Raw genomic sequence first — 24885 nt, 5'->3', positions numbered from 1 at the left:
TGGCGAGGGTGTCCGCTTTGCGGTCGGGCAGCACATCGACACGGCGATGGGTGACCGCGTCGATCAGCAACGTCGCATACCGGCGGCCCCGGCGCAATTGTCCCGGGCGACCACCGACAGGCCTGCACCCGCGGCAGGCAGGGCGATGACCGCGTGCTCACAGAGCCGGCACAGCCGGGCGACGACCGGATCAGCCGGCTCCGGAACCATCGTCACTCAGATCACCGCCGGACGGCAGCCCGACAGCCGGGATGCGCCTGAGGTCACCCGCAGTGCCGAGCATGGCCGCACCCTTCACAAGAGGGAGGCTGCCGAGGTCCGGGGCAGAGGAACGTCAACGTGCCGCTGACTCGGTCACCCTACCGCAGACCAGCTGGCGCAACCCTGCCACGCCCCACCGGGCGTCATTCTGTGGTGGCCGCTTCAAGATCATTAGCATGGTTTCTGTCCGCGCGGACCCTACTGGGGTGGGGAGTGGCGTCGACTGAGTAACCCGGCGAGCTCGACCTCGATGCTGTGCGCCCACAGTGCGCCGAGTATGCCCCGGCCGGGCGAGGTGGGGTTCGCCGCCGACGGGGCGGCTGGCCAGCTGTCCGCGACGCGTCGCTGGACGATCTCGTCGATCCACGCCATGACATCGGTGTCCGGATCGACATGGCATCCGGCGAGCCACCACACCTCGATGAAGGTGCCCGCGAGAATGCCCGCGACCCGATGCTGGTCCGGCACCTGACCACGCAGACCGGGCAACACCAGGCCCGAGCATTGGTCGAACAACTCGGCGAAAGCACCGCGATCGTTGTCGGAGATCCGGCGAATCAGCCACCGCAGTTGCGCCGGGCAGCCGCGCGGGCTGGATGACGCGGATCCACGCAGAGGGCATGCCAGACAGAAAGGACTGCGATGAGTCAATGCTGACACCGAACTCCCTGGGCGACGTGAAGACGTGCGCCGCCGGGGTCTGGGACGACAGCCGCAAGCATGGGTCTCGCGCCACCGAAACGCTACGACATCACCGACATTCACCATAGGGGCGCCACGAACGAGTGATGAGCGCCCACCTCCGTTCCATGCCGACATCCAGCACGCCACCACCGCCGGACCGCGGACCAAGCAGACAGTCACGCTGAGTGACATATCCTGAACCCTGGATCGCCCAGCCGGGGCAAACACGACACGCGTCTGTTGTTCCGGGCTTCGGCGACGTCATTTGATTGAGGTTCGCGAATGAGCGTGCGGCCGGGGTGGTCAGGGCGTAGTGTGAGCACGTCACTCCGGTCCCCGGTGGCGTCGTCCTGTAGGTGTTACGGACTCGCAGCCATCGGAGGGTCGACCATGAGCTGGCCCACACGATCGTTGATCGTTATCTGTCTGCCGGGTTGCCGGTCCGCGAGCAGCCCGTCATCCGGTTGCTGTTCATGACCCGGGCGCAGATCGGCGTGTCGCAGATGCAGGTCTCGCAGCTGCTGAGCCGCTCGCTGATCAGGCTGCGCCATGCCATCCAGGCCGACGTCGACACCTCCACGTACAGCAACGGCCCGGGGGACCTCGCCCGTCGGGTCGTTGACGCCGGCCCATCGGGGGCCGTTGAACGTTCGTCCGTCGGTCTGCACCGCGGAAAGGTCGGGGAAACAGCCGTTGGCCTGGCCGGGAAACGCACCCATGTCGGTCTGCGTTTCATCAGTTCGTTTCTGGGGGTTCGGGGGGTAGTGGTGCCCCGGGCGGGGGGATCTGCCCGGGGCACCGCCACGCTTGTGCTGGGCGGCACCGGCACCGCGGGACCTCCTGGCCAGACCGGGGTTGGGTAGCTGCCCGTCCAAGCGGTGGCGCCCTGATCGTGGTACCGCGAAGTCCCCAAATGTAATTCATGGAGAGTAATGTGCGGGGTGCTACCGCATCGACGTGCGCACCTTGTCGAGCCCGCAACGCCCGTCAACCTTCGGGTTTGTTGCCTCCCCGGCCACGGGTCCAGACCCTGCCCGTCCTCGCATTCCCTGTCTGGACAAAGTCGTTGGGCTGGAGGAACCATGCTCACCACCTTTTCGCCGCAGACCCCGTCGGCGCAGTTGCGCATCGACACCAGCAACGTCATGCCGGGCCTCGTCCGGGTCGCCGTGGCAGGAGAGGTCGACCTGTCGACCGCCGACGTACTGCACGCCGGGCTGCTCGCCGTGTTGTCCGCGCAGCTTCCTGAACGAATCGAAGTTGACCTCGCCAAGGTCACCTTCATGGACTGTGGCGGACTCGCCGTTCTCGTCGCCGCGGGCAAAGCGGCCGCCCGCACGGGATGCCAACTGCGGATCACGAACCCACAACCCATCGTCCGTCGAGTCCTCGACCTGACCGGACTACTCGATATCCTCACGGCCCGGTTCGACCAGACACTGCCTGTAGCGACCAGCTCCGCATCTGGATCCCCGATCGGACCCACTGCCAGGAACGTGACCCAATCGGTCGACCTCCTGGCCTGCGTCTGACCGAAGCCCTCGGCACCTTGCAGGCCTGTCCACCAACCGCGATCGGGAGGCATGTACGCGCCCAGGCATCCTCGACATTGGCTGGTACCGACAACGATCGGCGAGTCCAGACAGCTGACCGGCGCGGTCGTGGTCGGTTCCGGCAGGCCGCGTCCGAATATCCTGCGTGGCGCAGGCTGGAGCCCTCGGCCCCGCACCGGCGTCTCCTGACTCGGCGTCCTGCCGAAGAGGAGCCGATGCCACCACCGAGCAGGTACTCAAGGGAGCTGATGGGCCCGGTCGACCCGCCCTGCCGGGCGGCGGCTGACGGTGATGTCCAATGCAGCCGGAAGGTCGGGGCGGCCGAGGGCTTGTCGCGCATGGGTGAGTGCGCCGATCTCGATGCGCTGGCTCAACGCCCCGATGTCGGCTGACTGATCGACGGTGACGTTGACGGCAAGCTCGGGTTCCTCAGGCGTGCCGAGCAGCCTGCTGCTTGCCGCCCGAACGCCACGGTAGGCCTCGATCTCCGCGTCGATGGCGTGGTTGACGGCCCCGCCGGCCAGGGTGGTCGCGCCGGCGGTGGGGTCCGTTGCAAATCTGACCCCGTGGATTCGGTCCGTGGAGAAGAGGACGGCGAGCAACCACCATCCGCCCAACAGCGCCATGACCACACCGGTGGCCGCTACGGCCGGCCACCACCACGTGCTGTTTTCGGCCGCGAAGCGGATCACCGCGGAGTCGAGTACCGGGCTGTCGGGCAGGTCGGCGCCGAAGCGGCCACCGCCGGCCAGCAGGCCGGCAACGCCGGCGGCCGTGAGAGTGAGGCCGATGAGTCCCAGAAGGACACGACTGGCGCGGTCGGCGTGCATCAGCGTGCCCTCGCCGACAGACGTACCGCCAGGGTGGGCTTTCTGCGCAGCGGCAATGCGTCCAGGCGCTCCTGGGCCATGCGGGTCACCGCTTCGCGCCTGAGCGCCACGTCCGCCGTGCGCCCGCCGTACGTACGAGCGGAGACTTTGATCTTCTTTCCTTTGACGGCCACGTGTGCGTTGTGTACGCCCTCGACGCGGCTCACCGCGGCGGCCAGCGAGTGGGCCAATCCCCGGCGGGTGACGGCGACGTCCGTGGCGGGGTGGCCGACCTCGAGCGCGAGCCGGCCAAACCGGCGAGGTTTGAGCTGCGCCCACAACAGCGCAAGGCCGACGAGGAGAAGCATGACGCTGATGAGGCGTACGGGGATCGCGCTCCAGGTGGTGCGACGCGCCCACGCGTGGACAGCCGGCCAGTCGAACACCACCGGGTCGGTGCCGGTCCAGTGCGCCACGACCTCGACGACCAGGATCACCCCGCCGACGAGGAGCGCGAGAGCGAACAGCGCGGCCAGCAGGCGGTTGGTGATTCGCATGGCGGCTTACCGGACTCTCGGCCCGGGCTGGTCGGCAACCAGGCCGGTGACCGCGATGTCGACCTCCGCGACGGTCAGGCCGGTCCACGCGCCCAACCTGTTCTGCAGCCGTTCCCGCAGGTCGGTGGTGACCTGCGGCACGGATGCGGGCCACCGCACGCTGATCGCGAGGTCGACGAAGACACGGTCACCGTCGACCTCCGCGGACACCTTCGGCAGCGAGGTCAGACTGGTCTGCCGGGCGCCGAGTTGACGCCCGCCAGGCACGGCACGGCCCAGGAGGCCGGCCGTCCCGCCCACATCGGGGTCCTCGGACGCGAGCTGGGCCGCCAGCTTCGCTACGGCGGCAGCGCTGATCTGCACCGTTCCGGGAACGGTCGCGGTCACCGGGTGCTCCGCCGTCCGGATATGTACGGCATCAGGTCCAGCTCACCGCTGAGCGCCTTGGCCACACCGCCGCCGAGAACCATGAACAACGCCACCACGAGCATCTGCCCGAAGCTGCCGAAGGCCAGGGCCATGCCCAGCGCGAGGCCCACGGCGGTACCGAAGATCGTACGAGTCATGTCAGTTCACCGTTCCGTCCATCCACAACGACCAGTCCCGAATCAGTCAATGCACCCGCGGCCGGGCCGGGCAACGCCAGCCGCGCCACGCGTGCCTCAGCCGGGACCACAGCGACCGACGCGCCACCACCACCACGCGCACCCCCCGGTCATCACGTGCCTGTGCCCGCTCCAGCGGCCCCATACGGTCGTATCTGTCCAGACCCGCGATGAACTCGGTCCCGTCACCGCCCCGGTCAGGGTGGTGGTTACGGATGAACTCGCGGCGCTCCCGCGCCCAACCGTCGTCCATCAAAACCCTCTCGCGACCGTGGTCTACGGCGCCGCATCATGCGCGCGGCTGACACCCCTCTGCGGCTTCGTTTCCGGGCCTGAGTCCGCCGTCGCGGTCGGCAGGGCCGGCGGGTCGCTCACGTCGGCGATCGTCACGTCGATCCGTCGGCCGGGAGCCAGACCCGCGACGGCCCCGCGGATTTCGTGCGCGACCGTTGCCGCCGGGACGTTCCAGCGGGAGCGCACCTGCACCAGCACGGCCTCCCGGTCGATCCGCACGCCCGGCAGTCGGCGGCCCGGCAAGTAGGTGACGATATCGCCGAGCGGATCCCCACAGAGATCTTCGACGTCCGGACAGCCCCGCGTCGCCGATGCCACCGCGTCGGCGTCGACACCGTCGATCAGCGCGGCCTCCAGGCGGGTCGCGGCGGCCACGGTCATGAGACCCGTGTCGGGTCGGGCGCGTCGCCGGTGTCGGGCAGGTTCACATCGTCCACGTTGACGTTGACCTCGACGACCTCGAGACCCGTCATCCGCTCGATCGACGTCTTGACGTTGCGCTGGATGCTGCGACCCAGCTCCACGACGCTGACGCCGTACTCCACCACGATGTCCAAGTCGATGGCCGCCTGCGTCTCACCGACCTCGACGCCGACACCCTGCGCAACGTTCGGGCCCGAGCTTCCCGGTATCCGTTCGCGGATGGCGCCGAACGCCCGGGATCCGCCCGTACCCATGGAATGCACCCCGGACATCTCGCGACAGGCCATGCCCGCGATCTTCTGGACCACACCCTGCGCGACGCTGATCTTGCCCTCGTCGTTGTTGAGCTTGTTCCGGGTGGCCACAGCCTTCTCCGAGCCCGCCTTGTAGTCCTTGCTCGTCTGTTGGCTAGCGGGATCAGCCCTGGTGGTTTGGGTCGTCATGTCGCTGTGCTCCTCACTGTGCCCAGCGCGGCACTGAGCCGTGCTCACCTTCCAGTCTGACAAGATGCCGCCCGAAATGACCCGGATTTCCCTCAACCTGAGCCCCTGAATCCGCGACCTGCGGTACCTGGGCGCGGTCAGCCTCGGCCAGCGACTGGTACCACGCTTCGGCCGCACCGGGTACCTGGCGCGGGAACTGGTCGACGAGGTCCCGTACACGCTCGCCACGGTCTGACGCGCAAGCGCCGACCGACAGGATCCCCGCCTACCCCTTGCTGAGACGGCGAACGTCGCTGATCACGCGTTATCCGCGCCGGCAGCCGGGTAACCGACAGTCATGGCGAAGGTGACCCTCACGATGCGCGCCGCGGCCGAGCAGGTGTACGCGATCCTGGCCGACGGCTGGACCTACAGCGACTGGGTCGTGGGAACGGCCCACATCCGCGACGTTGACGCCTCATGGCCTGAGCCGGGCTCGCAACTGCACCACAAGGTCGGTCCGTGGCCGCTCTCGATCAAGAACACGTCGACCGTCACCGCCCTGACCCCGGGACGGGGACTCGCGCTGCGTGCCGGAGTCTGGCCGTTCGGTGAGGCCGTCGTCCGTATCACGCTCGAGCCCATCAATGCGGGTGAGACCCGCGTGACCATGTACGAGGACTTCCAGGCGGGTCCGCTGCACTGGCTCAGGAACAAGATCAACGATCTGGCCCTGCACGGGCGAAACGTCGAAGCTCTGCGCCGGCTGGCCGAACTCGCCGAGCACTCCCGGCACACCACCCACTCCCGGCGCTAACCCGGCCCGGCGACAGGTGCCTCCATCGCCGGCAAGCTGTCGCGCGCATGGAGCGTGGCATCGGCTTTGCGGTGGCCGGATCCGCATAGGGCGGTCCCGCAGGTGCCGGACCGCTCCGGGAGGCGGGGTCGGCGATCCGGTCAGGCGTCTTGCGGGTCGCCGGGCCGCGCGGGCGGGAGGTCGCGGCCGGTGCCGGCCTTGAACCGGAACGTCTTGTGGGTTCCGTCGCAGAAGGGCTTGTCGGCGGATCTGCCGCACCGGCACAGCGCGATGGTGTCGCGTGCCGCATCGATCGGTTCGCCCTCCGGGGTACGCAGTTCGAAGTCACCGCGCACGATCAGCGGGCCGTCCTCGTACGGTGTGATGGTCGAGGTCATGGTCGCCTGGATTTCCGTTTCACGGCGAGCCAAACGGGCATCCGCCCGCCCATGAAGCTACCGTCACCGCGCGGATCTCTGTCCAGCGCCCTGATCGACGTCCTCAGCGGTGGTTCCGGTGACCTGACCGTCGAACCCGGCGACGTCGAGGACTTCCAGCTGTCGCTGTTCATCTGTTACGAGCTCGCCTATCGGGGCTGGGACGGCGTCGCCGACGAGTGGGAGTGGGATCCTCATCTGCTGCAGCTGCGCGCCGGTCTGGAACGGCATTTCGCGGCACGCCTGGGCGATCTGGTCGGCGGGCCGCAGCGGGCCGACCCGGACTCGGTGCCGGCCGAGCTCGCGGCGATCGTGGCCGCGGACGACGGGCCGTCGCTCTCCGGCTATCTGCGTGGGCGGTCCACCCATGAGCAGTTCCGCGAGTTCGTGATCCACCGCTCGGTCTATCAGCTGCGTGAGGCCGACCCGCACACCTGGGCGATCCCACGGCTGGCGGGCCGGGCCAAGGCCGCGCTGATCGAGATCCAGCTCGACGAGTACGGCGGGGGCGTCACCGGGCGGATGCATCAGGAGCTGTTCAAGCAGACGATGGCCTGGTTCGGCCTGGACCTGACCTACGGCGCGTACGTCGACCGGGTACCCGCCACGACGCTGGCGGTCAACAATCTGATGTCGTTCTTCGGCCTGCACCGTGCCCGCCGTGGCGCGATCCTGGGCCATCTGGCCGCCTACGAGATGACCTCGTCGCTGCCGAACCGGGCGTACGGCAGTGGTCTGCGCCGCCTCGGCGGTGACGCGGCCGCGACGGCTTTCTACGACGAGCACGTCGAGGCCGATGCGGTGCACGAGCAGATCGCGGCCAACGACCTGTGCGCGACGTTCGCCCGTACCGACCCGGATCTGGCCGGTCAGGTGCTCTGGGGCGCGCGGTGCGCGCTGACCGTCGACAACCTCTGGGCGCACGATCTCCTGGATGCCTGGGCGGCGGGGCAGTCGTCACTGCGAGGCTGAGGCCAGGCGGGTCCATCCATGGTCACCATGCCAGTGACGCCAGCATCTCGGGAACGGCGAGTTTCTCCAGGAGCCGGCGCTGCCGCTCCACGCCGGTGCCGTCGCGGCGGATCCGGTCGAGCCCGGCGGTCACGGTGTCCAGGTCGCCGTGCCGGCGCAAGGCGGGGGTGATCCGGTCGACCAGATCGCCGATCAGGTCCCACGCCGGACGCACCTGTCCGGTGGCCGGGTCGAGCAGGGTGTCCCGCATGCCGGTGCGGGCGGCGTTGCCGTGTGCGGCGTCGAGCAGCACGCCGGACACCCGAGGGATCGGGCCGCGGGCCGCGGCGGCGATGTCGACCAGGCCGCGGACCAGGGCGGCGATCAGCACGGTGTCGGCCGGATCGAGGCAGGTATCGGCGACCCGGACCTCCACGGTCGGGAACGACGCCGACGGTCGGGCCCACCACAGGACCATGGTCGCGTCCATCATCTGCCGCGAGGCGACCAGCGCCGCCACCGTCGCCTCGAACTCCTCGACGGTCCGCAGGTGCGGCCACGGGCCCAGGGCCGGCCACCGTTTCAGCTGTACATACCGCCAACTCGCATAACCGGTGTCGGCGCCGTCGAACAACGGCGAATTGGCGGCGAGTGCCTGGATCAGCGGCAGGTCGCCGCGCAGCCGGGTGCAGATCTCCACGGCCTGGGCCCGGCTGGGCACACCGACGTGCACGTGACAGCCGCACAACGCGGGGTCCCGGGCGATCGGCCGATAGTGGGCGGCGATCGCCCGGAACCGTGCGTCGTCGGTCACCTCCAGGACCGGTTCGGCGACCGGGGTGGCGCCGATCGCGACCAGCGCCGCGCCCACCTTCCCGGCGGCAACGCCTGCGGCCTCTCGCCCGTCGCGCAACTGCCGCAGAAGTTCGCCGGTGCCGGTGCAGACGTCGGTGACCATCTCCACCATGCTGGGCCGGAACTCCCGGCGGCTGCGCCGGCGCATCGGCTCCGGCAGTCCGGCGGCAACCTTCTCGGCGACCGGCAGGTTCTCCCCGCTTGCCGGGTCGAGCAGCAGGAACTCCTCCTCGACCCCGAAGGTCCTCACGTCGGCCGGATTGCGGTTGACAGCACCAGCGCACCGCCGGGCGAGAGACGTTTCGCGGCGGCTCCGATGATCCGCAGCGACAGGTCGTTGCCGTCCGGGCCGCCGCCGTCGCGGTACATCCGCCCCGCCGGGTCGATCATTACGTGTCCGGTCCGAAGAAGACCGCATCGGTACGACCGAGAGCTACGAGCGCCTCGCCCGCGTTCGCAAACCCGCCAAGCCCGGTTCGGTCGTCTCGGATCAGGTCATGGTGCACCGGGTACCCCGCAATCAGCGGCTTCACCAATGGGTCAGTCACGAAAGGACGACCAGGCGAGGGCAATCGCCGCGGCGTCCTCGGCGACCGCGCCGGGGAAGGCGAAGTCGTGTTCCACCGCATAGGCCCGCCACCGCGCCCCGGCATAGCTCGCCGCGGCTGCGGTAAGACCGGCGACGATCGCCGGTCCGACCATTGCGGCACCCCGCCGGCGGGCGAAGGTGGCGCCGGCGACCGCACCGAGCACCACCCGGCCGCCCAGCGGCGCCGGCTTCAACCGGCTCGGCGCCTTCCGAGACTTGTCGAAGACCATCTCACCGAGCGCGGCCGCACCCGCGGCGACCCGGATCCAGCCGCGTTTACGCAACGCCAGTTTCGCCAGCGGGGTCATGCTGCGCGCGCCGGCCGAGGCGCCGAGAATCGCGGATCGCAGCAGAACGGTTTCGGTCATGAACTGCAAGTGCCCCGGAAACAGCGGTCAAAACGGCTCGGCTTAGGTGCGCGGCGGTGCCGGGCGTCTGGTTCCCACGTCCGCCAGGAGGCCACGCCTGCACACCACCGCTCTGGAGCCCATCGCACGCACCAATCGATGTCGTCCCGTGTGCCCGCCGCCGGGGAAAGTACCTTTCCGGGGAACCAAAGATGTAACGTCACCGTAGTGGAGTTGTAACTCACCGCATTTCCATCTGACGCACCGATCGCGATAGGAGAGCCGGCAGGGGCTGAGCGCTGATCTCGCGCTGTGACCCCATGGCGATCGACTGACCGGGTCCGTGCGCCGCGGAAAGGTAGCAGATGGCAAGCATCGCCCCGGCGCCGATCGCCGACGGGCAGGCCAAGGACCAGCCGCTGGTCGGGCGCGGGATGCTGCCGCTCTTCATCGCCCTCATCGCCTGCTTCACCGCCTGGGGCGTGGCGCAGGACCTGACCACGCCAATGGTGGCCGGCTTCAAGCGAATCTTCGAGATGAGCACGTTCCAGGCGTCGCTCGTCCAGTTGGCCTACTTCGGTGCGTACTTCTTGCTCGCGCTCCCCGCCGCCTTCATCAATCAACGCTTCGGTTACAAGGTCGGCATCCTGACCGGGCTAGGGCTGGCCGCACTCGGTGCGTTCTCCTTCTACCCCGCCAGCAAGATCATGACCTACGAGGCCTTTCTGGTAGCTCTGTTCGCGATGGCAGCCGGCTGCTCGATCCTGGAGACCTCCGCGAATCCGTACGTCATGGCGCTCGGGCCCGAACCGACAGCGACGCGGCGGCTCAATCTCGCCCAGGCGTTCAATCCCGTGGGCACGAACATCGGCGTCCTACTAGCTGCCACGCTCATCCTGCCCAAGCTCGCCGACCCGGTCGACATCTCGTCGCTGACACCGGCCGAGGTGCACGCGATCCGCGCGGGCGAACTCGGCGCGGTGATGGCCCCCTACCTTGGCCTTGCCATGCTGCTCGCCCTCATCGCCTTCGTGATCGCCAGCCAGAAGGCGCCCCCGATCGTCGAGGAGTTCCCCGACGCCGGCCCACGCGAGAGCGGTACGGGCCACCTGTTCCAGGCGCTGTGGGGCAACAGGCACTATCGCTACGGCGTCGTGGCACAGTTCTTCAACGTCGCGGCCCAGGTCTGCACGTGGACCTACCTGATCCAGTACGTGCAGCAGGCACTCGGCGGCAGCCTGGCCAAGGGCGGCCTCTTTCTCCAGCTGAGCCTGCTGGTCTTCCTCGCCTCGCGCTTCCTGATGACCTGGGTCATCGGCCGGGTCCGCGCGACCCTGGTGCTCGCCGTCCTCGCCCTGCTGGCGGTCGTTCTGTGCGTCTTCGCGATGGCGAGCCCCGACCTGGCCGGCGTCCTCGCCGTGGTGGCCCTGTCGTTCTGCCTGTCGCTCATGTTCCCGACGATCTACGGTGTCGCCCTCAAGGGCCTCGGGCCGGCGACCAAGTTCGGCGCCGCCGGGCTCGTCATGGCCATCGTGGGCGGCGCGATCATGCCGCTCGTGCAGGGCAGCCTGGTGGACAGCACGAGTGCGGCCTTCTCGTTCATCGTTCCCGCCGCCTGCTTCGCCGTTGTCGCGCTCTACGCGTTCTACGACCTGAGGACCAGGCCGGGCATCGCGAGCACGGCATGAGCGCCCGGCAGGCCGTGGTGGCAGTCCTCGCGCTCGTGGTGCTCGCCGCGGGCGGCTGCGGCGCCGACCCGCCGACCAGCGCCGCCAAGGACACCAGCAAGCTCGAGGTCGTATCGTGGTGGACCTCCGGCTCGGAGGCCGCCGCGCTGGACATCCTCTTCACCGCCTTCCGCGAGGCGAATCCCGGCGTCGACGCCGTCAACGCCGCGGTCGCGGGCGGTGGCGGCTCCGCGGCGGTCGTGGCACTGGCCAGGCGGCTGTTGAAGGACGACCCACCTGATGTGTGGCAGACCTTCGTCGGCAAGTCGGTACAGGGTTACGCCGACCGTGGCGTCGTGCGCGATGTCTCGCAGGTCTACGCCACCGGAGGCCTGGCCACGACGATGCAGCCGACGATCCTGCAGTCGGTTCTGCACGACGGCAGGCCCTACGGCGTACCGACAGGCGCACATCGCAGCAACATGCTGTGGTTCAACCCCGCACTGCTCGCGAAGGCCGGCGTCGCCCCACCGCCGGCCGGCTACACCCTCGCCGCGTTCCTGGACGACCTGGAGAAGGTCAAGACATCCGGGGCCGTACCCCTGTGCCTCGGCGCCAAGGACCCGTTCACCACAGTCGAGCTCTTCGAGAACGTCCTGCTCAGCACGATCGGCATCCAGGGCTGGCGGAACATGACGGCCGACAGACTCGACTGGCGCAGCGCCCCGGTCAAGTCAGCGCTGAGCTCCTTCGGCGACATACTCACCTACGCCGACCCCGAGGCCGACACCCTGACCTGGGACGCGGCCACGGAGAAGCTGGCAGCAGGCGGCTGCGCGTTCGAATCCATGAATGACTCCGCCTACGGCGAACTCGTCGCTAGCGGCGCCCGCGACGGCAAGGAGTTCACGTCGGTGACATTCCCCGACACCGGCGACAGCTTCGTCGCCGTCGTCGACGTCTTCGTCGCGGCCACCAGAGCCAAGAACGCGAAGAACGCGCTCGCGTTCCTGAGCGAGATCAGCAAGCCGTCCACCCAGATCGCCTTCAGCCAGGCCAAAGGATCCGTCCCGGTCCTGCGTGACATCGACGTCTCGGCGCTACCCGCCTACCAGCAGAACTCCTCGAAGAGCCTCTGGACCGCGCCGGTGCTCCTCTCCGTCGCCCATGGTGAATCCATGAGCCCCGCGTTCCAGGAGGGCTTCTACGACGCCGTCTCCACCTACGTCCGCACCCGCGACCCGGATGCCTTCGCCACCGACCTCGAGAACGCGGTCTCCCGAGCCAAAATCCCTCCGCGCTGACGCCCGGACTTCGCCGTCACCTTCGGTGACCGCTGGCCGGGCACCGAGACCTACCACCCGAAGTGCCGGAAACACCGATCTTGGTAAGGACCGGCGTTTTCGGCACCCACCGCGATAGGCGCCCGAACCGCACACGCCGGAGGTGGTCAGGCCCCCGTGCGGAGCCAGACCGCGGTGTCCGGGGGGACGAGGCCGGCGAGAAGGGGGCCGCTGGCCAGCAGGATCTCGTCGTGTGGGGGCAGGTGGACCGGCTGGTCGGAGAGGTTGGCCAGGAACGTGAAGCTGCCGGCTCGGGTGAACGCCAGCAGCGAAGGATCAGTCGGCAGCCACTCGAACAATGGCGAGGACGAGGGCGGAGAAGGCAGCGACGACGATCGCGGGTCGGTGGTTGTGGTGAGGTGCTGGCGGCGCAGGGCGATCGCCGTGCGGTAGAGCGACAACATCGAGTTCGGGTCGCCGGCCTGGGCCTCGGCGGTGCGGCCGGCCCAGGTGGCGGGCTGCGGCAGCCATGGCGATGCGGCGGCGTCGTCGGGGCTGAACCCGAACGGGACCTGGTCGCCGGACCAGGGCAGCGGCACCCGGCATCCGTCGCGGCCGATGTCCCGTCCGCCCGTACGGTGGAAGATCGGATCCTGTCGGAGACCGTTGGGGATGTCCTCGACTTCTTCGAGCCCCAACTCCTCGCCCTGGTAGAGGTAGACCGAACCGGGCAGTGCCAGGTTGAGCAGCAGCGCGGCGCGCGCTCGGCGGGCGCCGAGGGAAAGGTCGACGCTGGTGCCGTGCTGGCGCAGGGCGTGACCGTACGAACTGTCGGCTCGCCCGTATCGGGTGACGTGCCGGGTGACGTCGTGGTTGGACAGTACCCAGGTAGCGGGCGCGTCGACCGGGGCGTGGGCCTCGAGGGTGGCGTCGATGACGTGCCGGAGGGCTTTGGGGTCCCAGGCACAGTTCAGGTAGTCGAAGTTGAACGCCGTGTGCATCTCGTCGGGCCGCAGGTAGAGCGCCAGCCGGTCCGGTTTGTCGAGCCAGATCTCGCCGATGAGGGCACGCGGCGGCTCGTAGGTGTCGGCGACGGCACGCCATGACCGGTAGATGTCATGGACGGCGTCCCGGTCGATGTAGGGGTGCGGCAGCGGCGGGTCGGCCGGATCAAAATCGGCCAGTGACGGGTCCTTGGCCGGCATGGTGGCGGAGTCGATGCGGACTCCGTCTGCGCCCCGGTCGAACCAGAACCGCAGCACGTCGGAATGTTCGGCGGCGACGTCGGGGCTGGTCCAGTTGAGGTCCGGCTGTTCGGGGGCGAACAGGTGCAGGTACCACTCGCCGTCCGCGACCTGAGTCCAGGCCGGTCCACCGAAGACGGACTGCCAGTCGTTGGGCGGCAGGTCCCCGCGGCCGGGCCGGAACCAGAATCGGTCCCGCAGCGGCGAGCCGGGTCCGGCCGCGACCGCCTCGACGAACCACGGATGCTGGTCGGAGACGTGGTTGGGCACCACGTCGATGATCACTTTCAGGCCGAGCTCGTGAGCCTCGGCGATCAGCGCGGACGCGGAGGACAGGTCGCCGAAGAGCGGGTCGATGGCTCGGTAGTCGGACACGTCGTAGCCGGCGTCGGCCTGCGGGGAGGCGTACCAGGGGTTGAACCACAGGGCGTCGACGCCGAGTTCCGCCAGGTAGGGCAGGTGTTGCCGGACGCCGGCGAGGTCGCCGACGCCGTCGCCGTTCGCGTCGGCGAACGACCGCACGTAGACCTGGTAGATGACGGCGTCACGCCACCACTGATGCTGAGACACGGTGAAGCTCCTAAAGAGCTTTCAGCCCTTGACGGCGCCGGCGGAGAGGCCGCCGAGGATGTGACGCTGGAAGATCACGAAGATGACGATCATCGGGATGGCCGCGATGGTCATGCCGGCGATCATCTCGGTGGGCGGTGACGTGGCGATCGACCGGATCACCGTGGCCGGTGCGGAGGCCCTGGCCGAGCGCGGCGCGACCCTGCCCTGGACCTCGTTCGAGGCGGAGAGCGCCACCACCAACGGCACCGTGCTCGCCGCCGACCGCACCTACAAGACGATCGCCTCGGAGTCGTCCGGGCGGCGTGCCGTGCAGCTCACCGGCACCGGCCAGTACGTCCAGTTCACCCTCACCAAACCGGCTGACGCGCTGACCGTCCGCTACTCGATTCCGGACAACGCGGCGGGCACCGGGATCGACGCGTCGCTGTCGCTGTACGCCAACGGCACGCACCTGCGCGACCTCGGGCTGACCTCGCGGTACTCGTGGGTCTACGGGGACTATCCGTTCGGCAACAACCCGGCGAACGGCAACGCCCACCGGTTCTACGACGAGAGCCGCACCCTGATCGGTGACTGGCCGGCCGGCACCGTCCTCAAGTTGCAGAAGGACGCCGGGGACAGCGCATCGTCGTACACCATCGACGTCGTTGATCTCGAGCAGGCCGTCGCCGGAACCATGCCCGCCGGGTTCGTGTCGTTCGCCGGCGGTGACCTGAACAGCGCCATCAGCTCGGCGAAGGCGGCCGGCAAGGGCTTGTGGATCCCAGCCGGCACCTACCCGATCTCGTCGCGGATCAACGTGCAGGGCGTCACCATCCGCGGCGCCGGGCCGTGGCACACGACCCTCAAGGGCGTCGACGGCAAGGGCGGCTTCTTCGCCACCGGCGGTGACGTGCGGATCTCCGACCTGGCGATCACCGGCGACGCCACCTACCGCGACGACAGCGGCGACGACGCCGCCTTCGAAGGCAACTTCGGTACCGGCTCGCTCCTGCAGAACGTGCTCGTCCACCACTCGAAGGTCGGCCTGTGGGCGGACAACGGCACCGACGGGCTCTACGTCGTCGGCGCCCGCATCCGCGACACCTACGCCGACGGCGTCAACCTGCACGGCGACGTCCGCAACACCCGCATCGACCAGTCCAGCGTCCGTAACACCGGCGACGACGCGCTGGCCATGTGGTCCGACGGATCGGCGGTCACCAACTCGGCGTTCACCTTCAACACGGTGCAGTTGCCGATGCTCGCCAACACGACCGCGATCTACGGCGGCAACGGCAACCGAATCACCGACAACCTGCTGTCCGACACGGTCACCGCGTCAGCCGGCATCACGGTCAGCACCCGGTTCAACCCGGTGCCGCTGGCCGGGACCACGGTCGTCGCGCGGAACACCCTCACCCGTACCGGCGGCTTCGAACCCAACTGGGGCAGCCAGCTCGGCGCACTGTGGATCTACGCCGACACCGCGGACATCACCGCCCCGCTCCAGGTCAGCGACACGATCATCCGCGACAGCACCTATCAGGGTGTGCTGCTGAGCTGGGGCCGCACCATCAGCGGCGTCACCTTCGACCGGGTCACCATCGAGAACACCGGCACCTACGGCATCGCCGTCGACAACGTCTCCGGCAACGCCACCTTCAGCAACACCAGCGTCACCCGCGCCGCGTCCGGTGGCCTCAGCAACACGAGCAGCACCTTCACCGTCATCCGCGGAGCCGGGAACGCCGGCTTCTGAGCACCGTCCCTGAGGCCCGGCGAGCAATCGCCGGGCGCTCAGGGACCCTTTGCCAGCCGGGCGGGCGGCGCCGAGAACGGCGAAGGCTGCGGTCCCGGTGCCTGGCCGCCCGGACACCGTTGCTGGCCGGCGCCGACACGCTGACCTTTGTAGATATCGACTCGATGCTGCGCCGCGTCTACGGCAAACAGAAGCAGGGCATCGGATTCGGTCACGCCAAGGTCGGCGGCTACAACGTCTGGCCGCACGGCCACAACCCCCGGCTCGCGGCCCTGTCCACACCGCTGACCACCCCGGAGCTACGCCGCGCCTACGCCGGGTTCTGGGCGTTGGTGTCGGGAATCCGGAGGCCGATGGCCGACGCCCAGAGCCGGGAGAGATGGTCGACCATCTTCTCCGTGTCGAGGGGTTCGCGTAGTTCGTCGATGATCACGGCTACCTGCTCGACCATGCCGCCGAGTGCGATCGCGGTCAGGCGGGGATCGAGATCGGGGTTGGCGAGCCCGGCTGCCTGCAGCCGGCGGATGCCTTCCTCGCTGCGGCCGACGTAGAACTCACGAACCTCAAGGAGCAGGCTGCGCAGGTTGTCGTCGAGGTAGGCGCCGTGCTCGACCATTCGGAGCACTTTGGCGGCTTTGCCTTTGGCGGCCAGGAATCGGCGGTTCGCTTCGAGGATGCGTGCGTACGGGTCGTCGGCGGTGTCCGGCACCAGGCTCGCGGTGATCATCTGACCGGCGGCCGCTTGGACGATCTTGCGCAGCAGATCGTCTTTGGACTCGAAGTAGGTGTAGAAGGTCCCGTAGGAGACGCCGACTGCCTGAGTGACGGCCTCGGTGGTGAACCCCGCCCACCCGTGCTCCTCGATGATCTCCCGGCCGGCGACGATCAGCGCGTCGTGGGTTCGCCGGCCCTTGGCGGTGGCCGGTGCGGTCGGCGCGGGGTTCGTTCGGGTTCGTCCCATCAGACTCCTCACCGTACTTGACTACTTTGTCAGAAAGTTTAGTGTGGCGGTCACCACTAATTCGATGGTCGAGGTGTTGAGCCGGAAAATGCGTACGATCCGCATCGGGAACTGCTCGGGCTTCTACGGTGACCGCTTCTCGGCGATGTCCGAGATGCTCGAGGGCGGGCCGCTGGACTACCTGACCGGGGACTACCTGGCCGAGCTGACCATGCTCATCCTGGGCAAGGACCGCCAGAAGGACCCGTCGCTCGGCTACGCGAAGACCTTCCTGCGGCAACTCGCCGGCTGCCTCACGCTGGCCCGGCAACGCGGGGTACGGATCGTGACCAACGCCGGTGGACTCAACCCGGCCGGGCTCGCGCAGGCCATCCGAGCCCTGGCGACGGAGCAGGGCATCGAGGTCGCCGTCGCCCACGTGCAGGGCGACGACCTGATCGGCGAGGCCGCGGCACACGGCTGGCCGGGGGCACTGACCGCCAACGCCTACCTCGGCGCCTTCGGGATCGCCGAAGCGCTCAACGCCGGCGCCGACATCGTCGTCACCGGCCGCGTCACCGACGCGGCGCTGACGCTGGGACCGGCGATCGCCGAGTTCGGCTGGGAGCGCACCGACTTCGACCGCCTGGCGGCCGGCGTCGTCGTCGGTCACATCCTCGAATGCGGCACGCAGGCCACCGGCGGCAACTTCTCCGGATTCGCCACGGTCGACACCACCCGCCCGCTGGGCTTTCCACTCGCCGAACTCAGCGCGGACGGGACCGCCGTGGTGACCAAACATCCCGGCACCGGAGGCGCGGTCACGGTCGACACGGTCACTGCGCAACTGGTGTACGAGGTGGCCGGGCCGCACTACGCCAATCCGGACGTGACGGCGTGCCTGGACACGGTCGAGCTGCAGCAGTCCGGTCCCGACCGGGTGCGGGTCAGCGCGGTGCGCGGTGTCGCCCCTCCCCCGACGACGAAGATCGCCCTCAACAGTGTCGGCGGGTGGCGGAACACCGTCGAGTTCGTCCTGACCGGCCTGGACATCGAGGAGAAGGCGAGCTGGGTGCGTCAGCAGATGACGCAGGCACTCAACGCCCGGCCGCCGGCGGAGATCGTGTGGGACCTGGCACGCACCGACCATGCCGACCCCGCCACCCAGTCAGCGGCCTCAGCGGTGCTGCGCTGCTGCGTCAAGGACCCTGATCCGGCCGTGGTGGGCCGCCCGTTCAGTAGCGCCGCCATAGAACTGGCCCTCGCGTCCTATCCGGGCTTCCACGTGACCGCGCCGCCCGGCCCGGGGACCCCGTTCGGGATCTACCGTGCCGCCTATCTGCCCCAGGAGATGGTGCCCCACGTCGTGATCCGGCCCGACGGCACGCCGGTGGACATCGCGCCGCCGCCGGTTACCGCAGACCCGCCGAAGGAGACGGTGGCCGGCTTCGGGCGTACCCGAGAAGGGTTGGAAGTTGAAGTGCCGTTGGGCCGTTTGGTGTTCGCGCGGTCCGGAGACAAGGGCGGAACGGCCAACGTAGGGGTCTGGGTCCCGGTCGGCCATCCCCGGCGGGCCGAAGCGTACGCGTGGCTGCGTGACTGGCTGACGCCGGCCGTCGTCTCCCGGCTGCTTCCGGAGTCGGCGGGACTCGGCATCGAGGTTTTCGCGCTGCCGAATCTCCGCGCGGTCAACATTGTGATCGACGGACTTCTCGGTGACGGTGTCGCGTCGTCCACCCGTTTCGACCCGCAGGCCAAGGCCGTCGGCGAGTGGCTGCGCGCACGCACCGTGAACCTGCCCAAGGAGCTGCTCGTTTGAAAACCAGCGTCGATGCGACCTCGCCCGGCTACGCCGCCAATCGGGCGGTGATGCTGGAACGCGTCGCCGATCTCGCAGCGCAGCAGGCCGCGGCCCTGGCCGGAGGCGGCCCCAAGGCCGTCGAGCGGCATCACCGGCGCGGCAAGCTGACCGCCCGGGAGCGGATCGAACTGCTCATCGATCCGGACTCGCCGTTCCTCGAGCTCGGCGTCCTGGCCGGCTGGGGAACCGATTTCGCGGTCGGCGGCTCGGTGGTCACCGGTCTGGGTGTGATCGAGGGCGTGGAGTGCATGATCATCGCCCATGACCCCACGGTGAAGGGTGGCGCGTCCAACCCGGTGACCGTGCGCAAGATCTTCCGCGCCAACCAGATCGCCGGGCAGAACCGGCTGCCCACCATCACGCTTGTCGAGTCCGGCGGAGCGGACCTGCAAACCCAGAAGGACATCTTCATCCCGGGTGGCGCGGTGTTCCGTAACCTCACCGCCGCCAGCGCCGACCGCCGGCCCACGATCGCTCTGGTGTTCGGCAACTCCACGGCCGGTGGCGCCTACGTGCCGGGGATGAGCGACTACACGGTCATGGTCAAGGGTGGGGCCAAGGTCTTCCTCGGCGGGCCGCCGCTGGTCAAGATGGCCACCGGTGAGGAGTCCGACGACGAGTCGCTCGGCGGGGCGGAGATGCACGCGCGTACGTCCGGCCTGGCCGACTTTCTGGCCGTCGACGAGCTCGACGCGCTGCGGATCGGACGGTCCATCGTGCGCCGGCTCAACTGGCGCAAGGCCGGGTCCGCTCCGCAGACGAACTACACCGAGCCGCAGCTGGACACCGAGGACCTGCTCGGCATCGTGCCGGCCGACCTGAAGGTCCCGTTCGATCCCCGTGAGGTCATCGGCCGCATCGTCGACGGCAGCGACTTCGATGAGTTCAAACCGCTGTACGGGCCGTCGCTGGTGACCGGCTGGGCGCAGTTGCACGGCTATCCGATCGGGATCCTCGCCAACGCGCAGGGAGTGCTGTTCAGCCAGGAGGCACAGAAGGCCGCCCAGTTCATCCAGCTGGCCAACCAGAGCGATACACCGCTGCTGTTCCTGCACAACACCACCGGCTACATGGTCGGCGCCGAGTACGAGCAGGGCGGCATCATCAAACACGGCGCTCAGATGATCAACGCGGTGGCGAACTCGACCGTCCCGCATCTGTCGGTGGTGATGGGCGCCTCGTACGGGGCCGGCAACTACGGCATGAGCGGGCGCGCCTACGATCCGCGGTTCATGTTCAGCTGGACCGGCGCCAAATCGGCGGTGATGGGACCAGCGCAGCTCGCCGGGGTCATCTCGATCGTCTCCCAGCAGGCGGCCGCGGCCCGTGGGCTGCCGTTCGACGAACAGGGTGACGCCGCGATGCGCGCCATGGTCGAGAAACAGGTCGAGGACCAGTCCCTGGCCTACTTCACCTCCGGTCTGGGGTATGACGACGGGGTCATCGATCCCCGCGACACCCGCACGATTCTCGGAATCTGCCTCTCGGCGATTCACAGCGCGCCGGTGGCCGGCGCCCGTGGCTACGGCGTCTTCCGTCTGTGAAAGGGGAGCCGATGATCCGCAGGATTCTGGTCGCCAACCGCGGAGAGATCGCACGCCGGGTGTTCCGTACCTGTCGCGCTCTCGGCATCGCGACCGTTGCCGTGCATTCCGACGCTGATGCCACCGCCCCGTTCGTCGCCGAGGCCGACACCGCGATCAGGCTGCCGGGCAGCGCGCCGGCCGACACCTACCTGCGCGGTGACCTGATCATCGAGGCGGCACGCGCGGCGGGCGCCGACGCCATCCATCCCGGCTACGGTTTCCTCTCCGAGACCGCCGCCTTCGCCAGCGCCGTCGAGGCGGCCGGCCTCACCTGGATCGGCCCGAAGCCTGCGTCCATCGCGACGATGGGCAGCAAGGTCGACGCCAAACGAGTCATGGCCGCCGCCGGGGTGCCGGTTCTGGAGGTCGACCTCGCCACCGTCACCGCGGCGGACTTGCCGCTGCTGGTCAAGGCGTCGGCAGGCGGGGGTGGCCGGGGCATGCGGATCGTGGAATCACTCGACCTGCTTGCCGAACAGATCGCGAAGGCCGAGGCCGAGGCAGCGTCCGCGTTCGGCGACGGGACCGTCTTCGCCGAGCCGTACCTGCCGACGGCACGGCACGTCGAGGTGCAGGTCCTCGCCGACACGCACGGCACCGTCTGGGTGCTGGGCGACCGTGACTGCTCGATCCAGCGCCGCCATCAGAAGGTGGTCGAGGAGGCGCCCGCGCCCTATCTACCCGATCAGACCCGTACCGCGTTGCATGTCTTTGCCCGGGCGGCCGCGCAGGCGGCGGGATACCGCGGAGCGGGAACAGTCGAGTTCCTCGTCGACCAGGACCGGATCTTCTTCCTCGAGATGAACACCCGCCTGCAGGTCGAGCACCCGGTCACCGAATGCGTCACCGGCCTCGACCTGGTCGCTCTCCAGATCGCCGTCGCCGAGGGCAAGCCGCTGCCCGGCGAAGCTCCCGCGATCTCGGGTCACGCGATCGAAGTGCGGCTCTACGCCGAGGACCCGGCCGCCGGGTTCGCTCCGCAGACCGGCCGCATCCGGATCTTCGACATGCCGGAACATCCGGGCGTACGGGTCGACTCCGCGGTCGAGGCCGGCAGTGACGTCGGCGTCCACTACGACGCCATGCTCGCCAAGATCATCGCCTGTGCCGACGATCGCGACACCGCGATCCGGATGCTCGGCGACATCCTGCGCCGCGCACGGTTGCACGGCATCACCACCAACCTCGACCTGCTGCGTGCCGTGCTCGGTGACGAGGAGTTCGTGGCCGGGCGGATGCACACCACCCTGCTCGACGAGCGCCTCGACCTGTGGACCGGCGGCGACGATCCGCGGCGGCTCGCCAAGGCCGCGATGGCGGCCGCCATCGGGCAGGCCACCCAGACCGCCGCGGCAGCTCCGGTGCTCAACCGGATCCCGCCCGCCTGGCGTAACGCCGCCAGCCAGCCCCGGCAGCGCACCTACCGGCGCGGCCAGCAGCAGTACGTCGTGACATACACGTCGATCGGCGACCGGCTGATGTCGGACTTCGTCGCCGGTGTCGACGTCATCGACGCCCGGGGCAACCAGGTCGTGCTGAGCGACGGCCCGATCCGGGAAACCTACCGGGTCACCGTCGCGGGCACCGCGGTCGATGTCGACGGCCCGTCCGGGTCCGTCGGTTTCGAGCTGATCCCCACCTTCGTCGACCCGGCCGAAACGGTCGCCCACGGCTCGCTGCTCGCGCCGATGCCGGCGGCGATCACCGCGGTTGCCGTCGACGTGGGCGCCGTGGTCAGCAAGGGCGACCCCATCGTCGTGCTGGAAGCCATGAAGATGCAGCACACCGTCACCGCGCCGACCGACGGCACCGTCACCGCGCTCACCGCGAGTGTGGGCCGGCAGGTCGTCGCGGGCGCCGTGCTCGCCGTCATCTCGGTCGTCGAGGAGGACCGTTGATCAGTTTCGTCGAGTCTCAGGAACGGCGCGACCTGCGCGCTGCGGTCCACCAGCTCGGACGCAGGTACGGCGAGTCGTACTTCTACGCGGCCGCGGCCCGCGGCGCCAAAACCACCGAACTGTGGGACGAGGCCGCCAAAGCCGGTTACCTGGGCGTCTCGATCCCCGAGGAGTACGGCGGAGGAGGCGGCGACATCGGTGACCTCGCCGCTGTCGTGGAAGAGCTGGCGACCGCCGGCTGTCCCCTGCTGCTGCTGGTCGTCTCGCCGGCCATCGTCGGCACGATCATCGCCCGCTCCGGCACCGACGAGCAGAAACAGCGGTGGCTGCCGGGCCTGGCCACCGGTGAGGCCCGCTACGCCTTCGGGATCACCGAGCCGGATGCCGGCTCGAACTCGCACCAGATCATCACCCGGGCCCGCCGCGACGGCAGCGACTGGGTGCTGACCGGCCGTAAGACCTACATCAGCGGGGTGGACGAGGCCGGTCACGTCCTGGTGGTCGGGCGTACCGAGGACGCGCGTACCGGCAAGCTCAAACCCGCGCTCTTCATGGTGCCCACCGACGCGCACGGGTTCGTCCACCAGCCGATCGAGACCGGCCTGGTCTCCCCCGAGAAGCAGTTCAGCCTGTTCTTCGACGACGTCCGGCTGCCCGCCGACGCGCTCGTCGGCCGGGAGGACGCCGGCCTCGACCAGCTGTTCGCCGGCCTCAACCCGGAACGGATCATGGCGGCGTCGCAGGCCACCGGCACCGCCCGGTGGGCGCTGCGCAAGGCCGTCGACTACGCGAGAGAGCGCGAGGTCTGGGGTGCCCCGATCGGCACGCACCAGGCGATCGCCCATCCGCTGGCCCAGATCCACGTCGAGATCGAGGCGGCGCGCCTGCTGACGCAGAAGGCCGCCGCACTCGACGCGGCGGGTGATCTGCAAGCGGCCGGGGAGGCGGCGAACATGGCCAAGTACGCCGCCGGTGAAGTGGCCTGCAAAGCGGTCGACCAGGCGATCCAAACCCACGGCGGCAACGGGCTGGCCGTCGAGTACGGCCTCGTCCAAGCCCTGGCCAACGTACGGCTGTCCCGGATCGCGCCGGTCAGCCGCGAGATGGCGCTCAACTTCATCGCCCAGTTCTCCCTCAAGCTTCCCCGCTCGTACTGATAGGGATCTCGCGTTGACATCTCCCCGGCCTAAAGGACGGGGACTCCGGCGGTCGCCCGCCGGGTTTCCTGCTTCACAGCCCGCTGCCCCGGACGGAGGTTCCCCCGTTGAGGTCTTATGCCGGCTCCACAGGCCGTCACCGCCTGCCCGGCGGCCAGGATGTTGCGTGCCGCGTTGACGTCACGGTCGTGAACCGTGCCGCAGCCGCGGCAGGTCCACGACCGCACGTTCAGCGGCATCTTCTCCGACAAATGTCCGCAGTGCGAGCAGACCTTGGACGACGGGTACCAGCGGTCGATCACGACCAGGTTCCGGCCGTACCACTGGCATTTGTAGGCCAGCAGTCACGGAAGGTGGTCCAGGCCGCGTCGGAGATGGCGCGGGCCAGGCGGTGGTTCTTGACCATGTTGCGGACGATCAAATCCTCGATCACGAGCGTTTGGTTCTCGCGCACGAGCCGAGTCGTCAGTTGGTGCAGGTGATCACGCCGGCGGTCGGCGATCCGGGCATGGATGCGGGCGACGTTGAGGCGGGCCTTGGCCCGATTCGCCGAACCCTTGTCCTTACGAGCCGGTTGCCGCTGTGCGCGGGCCAGCCGGATCCGGTCGGCGCGCTCGTGACGAGGATTGGCGACCTTCTCCCCGGTGGACAGTGTGATCAAATGGTCGAGTCCGGCGTCGCTACCGACAGCCGCCCCGACCGGCGGCAGGGGTGGGATGGTGTCCTGGCAGAGCAGGGACACGAACCAGCGGCCGGCCGCCGGTCGAGGCGGCACCGTCACGGTCGACGGCGACTGCCCCTCGGGCAACGCCCTCGACCAGACAAAATCGAGGGGGGAGGTCATCTTGGCCAGGGTCAGCTCGCCGTCACTCCAGCGGAACGCGGACGGGGTGAACTCGGCCGACGCCCGCGACTTGTGTTTGGACTTGAACCGCGGGTACCGGGCCCGTTTCTCCCAGAACGCCGTGAACGCGCCCTGCAGGTGCCGCAAACACTGCTGCGACGGAACCGAGGACACCTCGTTGAGGAACGCCAGCTCCTCGGACTTCTTCCAGGCGGTCAGCATCGCGCTGGTGGCGTTGTAGTTGACCCGTTCCCGCCGCTGATACCAGGCGGTGGTGCGGGCTTCCAGGGCCAGGTTGTAGACCTTGCGTACGCACCCGAACGTCCGGTTCAGCAGATCCGCCTGCTCACGCGTCGGGTAGAAACGGAACTTGTACGCCCGCTTCACGCTCGAAGTCACGATCACAAATTAGCACGCTTGTTCGCAAGTAGGCCTTGCGGAGCGGATGGACGCCTATCCGCCTTGACGGCGGATCGGCTACCCCTTGACCTGCTCCGCAGGGGGTTCC

The 24885-nt window shown here is 68.9% G+C and carries 26 protein-coding genes; 10 read left to right on the top strand and 16 right to left on the bottom strand.

Annotation, left to right across the window (positions count from 1 at the left end):
* Positions 1 to 459: 459 nt before the first annotated feature.
* Together KZ829_RS39415 and KZ829_RS39410 are read right to left on the bottom strand one after the other, a co-directional pair.
* Complete coding sequence (locus KZ829_RS39415; RefSeq protein WP_220148936.1) at positions 460 to 921, bottom strand: sigma-70 family RNA polymerase sigma factor; 462 nt, start codon at positions 919 to 921, stop codon at positions 460 to 462.
* Positions 922 to 1304: 383 nt separating this feature from the next.
* Positions 1305 to 1664 carry a hypothetical protein gene (locus tag KZ829_RS39410; RefSeq protein WP_220148935.1) on the bottom strand — a complete coding sequence of 120 codons (360 nt, stop codon included), beginning with the start codon at positions 1662 to 1664 and terminating at the stop codon, positions 1305 to 1307.
* A 363-nt stretch (positions 1665 to 2027) separates the two neighbouring features.
* Here KZ829_RS39410 and KZ829_RS39405 point away from each other — a divergent pair, with 363 nt between their 5' ends.
* Complete coding sequence (locus tag KZ829_RS39405) at positions 2028 to 2477, top strand: STAS domain-containing protein (RefSeq protein WP_220148934.1); 450 nt, start codon at positions 2028 to 2030, stop codon at positions 2475 to 2477.
* Positions 2478 to 2734: 257 nt separating this feature from the next.
* On the opposite strand, the gene amaP is transcribed toward KZ829_RS39405, so the two are convergent.
* The 6 genes from amaP to KZ829_RS39375 all read right to left on the bottom strand — a co-directional run bounded on the left by amaP (position 2735) and on the right by KZ829_RS39375 (position 5629).
* Positions 2735 to 3328 carry an alkaline shock response membrane anchor protein AmaP gene (amaP, locus tag KZ829_RS39400; protein WP_220148933.1) on the bottom strand — a complete coding sequence of 198 codons (594 nt, stop codon included), beginning with the start codon at positions 3326 to 3328 and terminating at the stop codon, positions 2735 to 2737.
* Positions 3328 to 3864, bottom strand: coding sequence for a DUF6286 domain-containing protein (locus tag KZ829_RS39395; RefSeq protein ID WP_220148932.1), 537 nt, complete (start codon positions 3862 to 3864; stop codon positions 3328 to 3330). The genes amaP and KZ829_RS39395 overlap by 1 nt, the downstream gene beginning before the upstream one ends.
* A gap of 6 nt (positions 3865 to 3870) precedes the next feature.
* The gene (locus tag KZ829_RS39390; RefSeq protein ID WP_220148931.1) at positions 3871 to 4251 is read right to left on the bottom strand and encodes an Asp23/Gls24 family envelope stress response protein; all 381 of its coding nucleotides are present in this window, start codon (positions 4249 to 4251) and stop codon (positions 3871 to 3873) included.
* A complete protein-coding gene (locus KZ829_RS39385; protein ID WP_188124230.1) occupies positions 4248 to 4430 on the bottom strand; it encodes a DUF2273 domain-containing protein in 183 nt (60 codons plus the stop codon). The genes KZ829_RS39390 and KZ829_RS39385 overlap by 4 nt, the downstream gene beginning before the upstream one ends.
* 315 nt (positions 4431 to 4745) lie before the next feature.
* Positions 4746 to 5144: a hypothetical protein gene (locus KZ829_RS39380; protein WP_220148930.1), complete on the bottom strand. Its 399-nt coding sequence runs from the start codon at positions 5142 to 5144 to the stop codon at positions 4746 to 4748.
* Positions 5141 to 5629 carry an Asp23/Gls24 family envelope stress response protein gene (locus tag KZ829_RS39375; protein WP_220148929.1) on the bottom strand — a complete coding sequence of 163 codons (489 nt, stop codon included), beginning with the start codon at positions 5627 to 5629 and terminating at the stop codon, positions 5141 to 5143. Before KZ829_RS39375 ends, KZ829_RS39380 begins: the two co-directional genes overlap by 4 nt.
* A 337-nt stretch (positions 5630 to 5966) precedes the next feature.
* Between KZ829_RS39375 and KZ829_RS39370 the strand changes: the two genes are divergently transcribed.
* The gene (locus KZ829_RS39370; protein ID WP_220148928.1) at positions 5967 to 6425 is read left to right on the top strand and encodes an SRPBCC family protein; all 459 of its coding nucleotides are present in this window, start codon (positions 5967 to 5969) and stop codon (positions 6423 to 6425) included.
* Positions 6426 to 6565: 140 nt separating this feature from the next.
* On the opposite strand, the gene KZ829_RS39365 is transcribed toward KZ829_RS39370, so the two are convergent.
* The gene (locus KZ829_RS39365) at positions 6566 to 6802 is read right to left on the bottom strand and encodes a CDGSH iron-sulfur domain-containing protein (RefSeq protein WP_220148927.1); all 237 of its coding nucleotides are present in this window, start codon (positions 6800 to 6802) and stop codon (positions 6566 to 6568) included.
* A gap of 51 nt (positions 6803 to 6853) precedes the next feature.
* Between KZ829_RS39365 and KZ829_RS39360 the strand changes: the two genes are divergently transcribed.
* On the top strand, positions 6854 to 7813 hold the full coding sequence (locus KZ829_RS39360) for an iron-containing redox enzyme family protein (RefSeq protein WP_220148926.1): 960 nt from the start codon (positions 6854 to 6856) through the stop codon (positions 7811 to 7813).
* 22 nt (positions 7814 to 7835) lie between these two features.
* Here the strand turns inward: KZ829_RS39360 and KZ829_RS39355 are convergent, their stop codons facing one another.
* The 3 genes from KZ829_RS39355 to KZ829_RS39345 all read right to left on the bottom strand — a co-directional run bounded on the left by KZ829_RS39355 (position 7836) and on the right by KZ829_RS39345 (position 9604).
* Positions 7836 to 8897 (bottom strand): carboxylate-amine ligase, encoded by a 1062-nt coding sequence (locus tag KZ829_RS39355; RefSeq protein ID WP_220148925.1) that lies wholly within the window; start codon positions 8895 to 8897, stop codon positions 7836 to 7838.
* Complete coding sequence (locus KZ829_RS39350; protein WP_246637016.1) at positions 8894 to 9037, bottom strand: hypothetical protein; 144 nt, start codon at positions 9035 to 9037, stop codon at positions 8894 to 8896. Before KZ829_RS39350 ends, KZ829_RS39355 begins: the two co-directional genes overlap by 4 nt.
* Before the next feature lie 150 nt (positions 9038 to 9187).
* The gene (locus tag KZ829_RS39345) at positions 9188 to 9604 is read right to left on the bottom strand and encodes a hypothetical protein (RefSeq protein ID WP_220148924.1); all 417 of its coding nucleotides are present in this window, start codon (positions 9602 to 9604) and stop codon (positions 9188 to 9190) included.
* A 344-nt stretch (positions 9605 to 9948) separates the two neighbouring features.
* Between KZ829_RS39345 and fucP the strand changes: the two genes are divergently transcribed.
* Complete coding sequence (gene fucP, locus KZ829_RS39340) at positions 9949 to 11271, top strand: L-fucose:H+ symporter permease (protein WP_220148923.1); 1323 nt, start codon at positions 9949 to 9951, stop codon at positions 11269 to 11271.
* On the top strand, positions 11268 to 12554 hold the full coding sequence (locus tag KZ829_RS39335; protein ID WP_220148922.1) for an ABC transporter substrate-binding protein: 1287 nt from the start codon (positions 11268 to 11270) through the stop codon (positions 12552 to 12554). The genes fucP and KZ829_RS39335 overlap by 4 nt, the downstream gene beginning before the upstream one ends.
* A 146-nt stretch (positions 12555 to 12700) precedes the next feature.
* Here KZ829_RS39335 and KZ829_RS39330 read toward each other — a convergent pair whose 3' ends face one another.
* Positions 12701 to 14347 carry a glycoside hydrolase family 13 protein gene (locus KZ829_RS39330; protein ID WP_220148921.1) on the bottom strand — a complete coding sequence of 549 codons (1647 nt, stop codon included), beginning with the start codon at positions 14345 to 14347 and terminating at the stop codon, positions 12701 to 12703.
* A gap of 97 nt (positions 14348 to 14444) precedes the next feature.
* On the opposite strand from KZ829_RS39330, the gene KZ829_RS39325 reads away from it, so the two are divergent.
* Positions 14445 to 16091 carry a glycosyl hydrolase family 28-related protein gene (locus KZ829_RS39325; protein WP_220148920.1) on the top strand — a complete coding sequence of 549 codons (1647 nt, stop codon included), beginning with the start codon at positions 14445 to 14447 and terminating at the stop codon, positions 16089 to 16091.
* Positions 16092 to 16401: 310 nt separating this feature from the next.
* On the opposite strand, the gene KZ829_RS39320 is transcribed toward KZ829_RS39325, so the two are convergent.
* Positions 16402 to 17052, bottom strand: a complete 651-nt coding sequence (locus KZ829_RS39320; RefSeq protein ID WP_220148919.1) for a TetR/AcrR family transcriptional regulator — start codon at positions 17050 to 17052, stop codon at positions 16402 to 16404.
* An 88-nt stretch (positions 17053 to 17140) separates the two neighbouring features.
* On the opposite strand from KZ829_RS39320, the gene KZ829_RS39315 reads away from it, so the two are divergent.
* Genes KZ829_RS39315 through KZ829_RS39300 form a run of 4 tightly spaced genes read left to right on the top strand, consistent with a single transcriptional unit; the run spans position 17141 to position 23533 of the window.
* Complete coding sequence (locus tag KZ829_RS39315; protein WP_220148918.1) at positions 17141 to 18850, top strand: acyclic terpene utilization AtuA family protein; 1710 nt, start codon at positions 17141 to 17143, stop codon at positions 18848 to 18850.
* A 50-nt stretch (positions 18851 to 18900) separates the two neighbouring features.
* The gene (locus KZ829_RS39310) at positions 18901 to 20436 is read left to right on the top strand and encodes an acyl-CoA carboxylase subunit beta (RefSeq protein ID WP_220148951.1); all 1536 of its coding nucleotides are present in this window, start codon (positions 18901 to 18903) and stop codon (positions 20434 to 20436) included.
* A gap of 11 nt (positions 20437 to 20447) precedes the next feature.
* Entirely contained in the window at positions 20448 to 22376 is a 1929-nt protein-coding gene (locus KZ829_RS39305) for an acetyl/propionyl/methylcrotonyl-CoA carboxylase subunit alpha (RefSeq protein ID WP_220148917.1), read from the top strand.
* Positions 22376 to 23533, top strand: a complete 1158-nt coding sequence (locus KZ829_RS39300; RefSeq protein WP_220148950.1) for an acyl-CoA dehydrogenase family protein — start codon at positions 22376 to 22378, stop codon at positions 23531 to 23533. The genes KZ829_RS39305 and KZ829_RS39300 overlap by 1 nt, the downstream gene beginning before the upstream one ends.
* Positions 23534 to 23562: 29 nt before the next feature.
* Here KZ829_RS39300 and KZ829_RS44980 read toward each other — a convergent pair whose 3' ends face one another.
* Complete coding sequence (locus KZ829_RS44980) at positions 23563 to 23835, bottom strand: zinc ribbon domain-containing protein (protein WP_372454011.1); 273 nt, start codon at positions 23833 to 23835, stop codon at positions 23563 to 23565.
* A complete protein-coding gene (locus tag KZ829_RS39290; protein WP_220148916.1) occupies positions 23832 to 24776 on the bottom strand; it encodes an RNA-guided endonuclease InsQ/TnpB family protein in 945 nt (314 codons plus the stop codon). Before KZ829_RS39290 ends, KZ829_RS44980 begins: the two co-directional genes overlap by 4 nt.
* Positions 24777 to 24885: the final 109 nt, after the last annotated feature.

Origin of the sequence: Actinoplanes hulinensis (assembly GCF_019429605.1) — a bacterium.
Taxonomy (GTDB): Bacteria; Actinomycetota; Actinomycetes; order Mycobacteriales; family Micromonosporaceae; genus Actinoplanes; species Actinoplanes campanulatus.
Note: the sequence above shows the minus strand (reverse complement) of the source record. Positions and strands in the feature narration are given on the sequence as shown.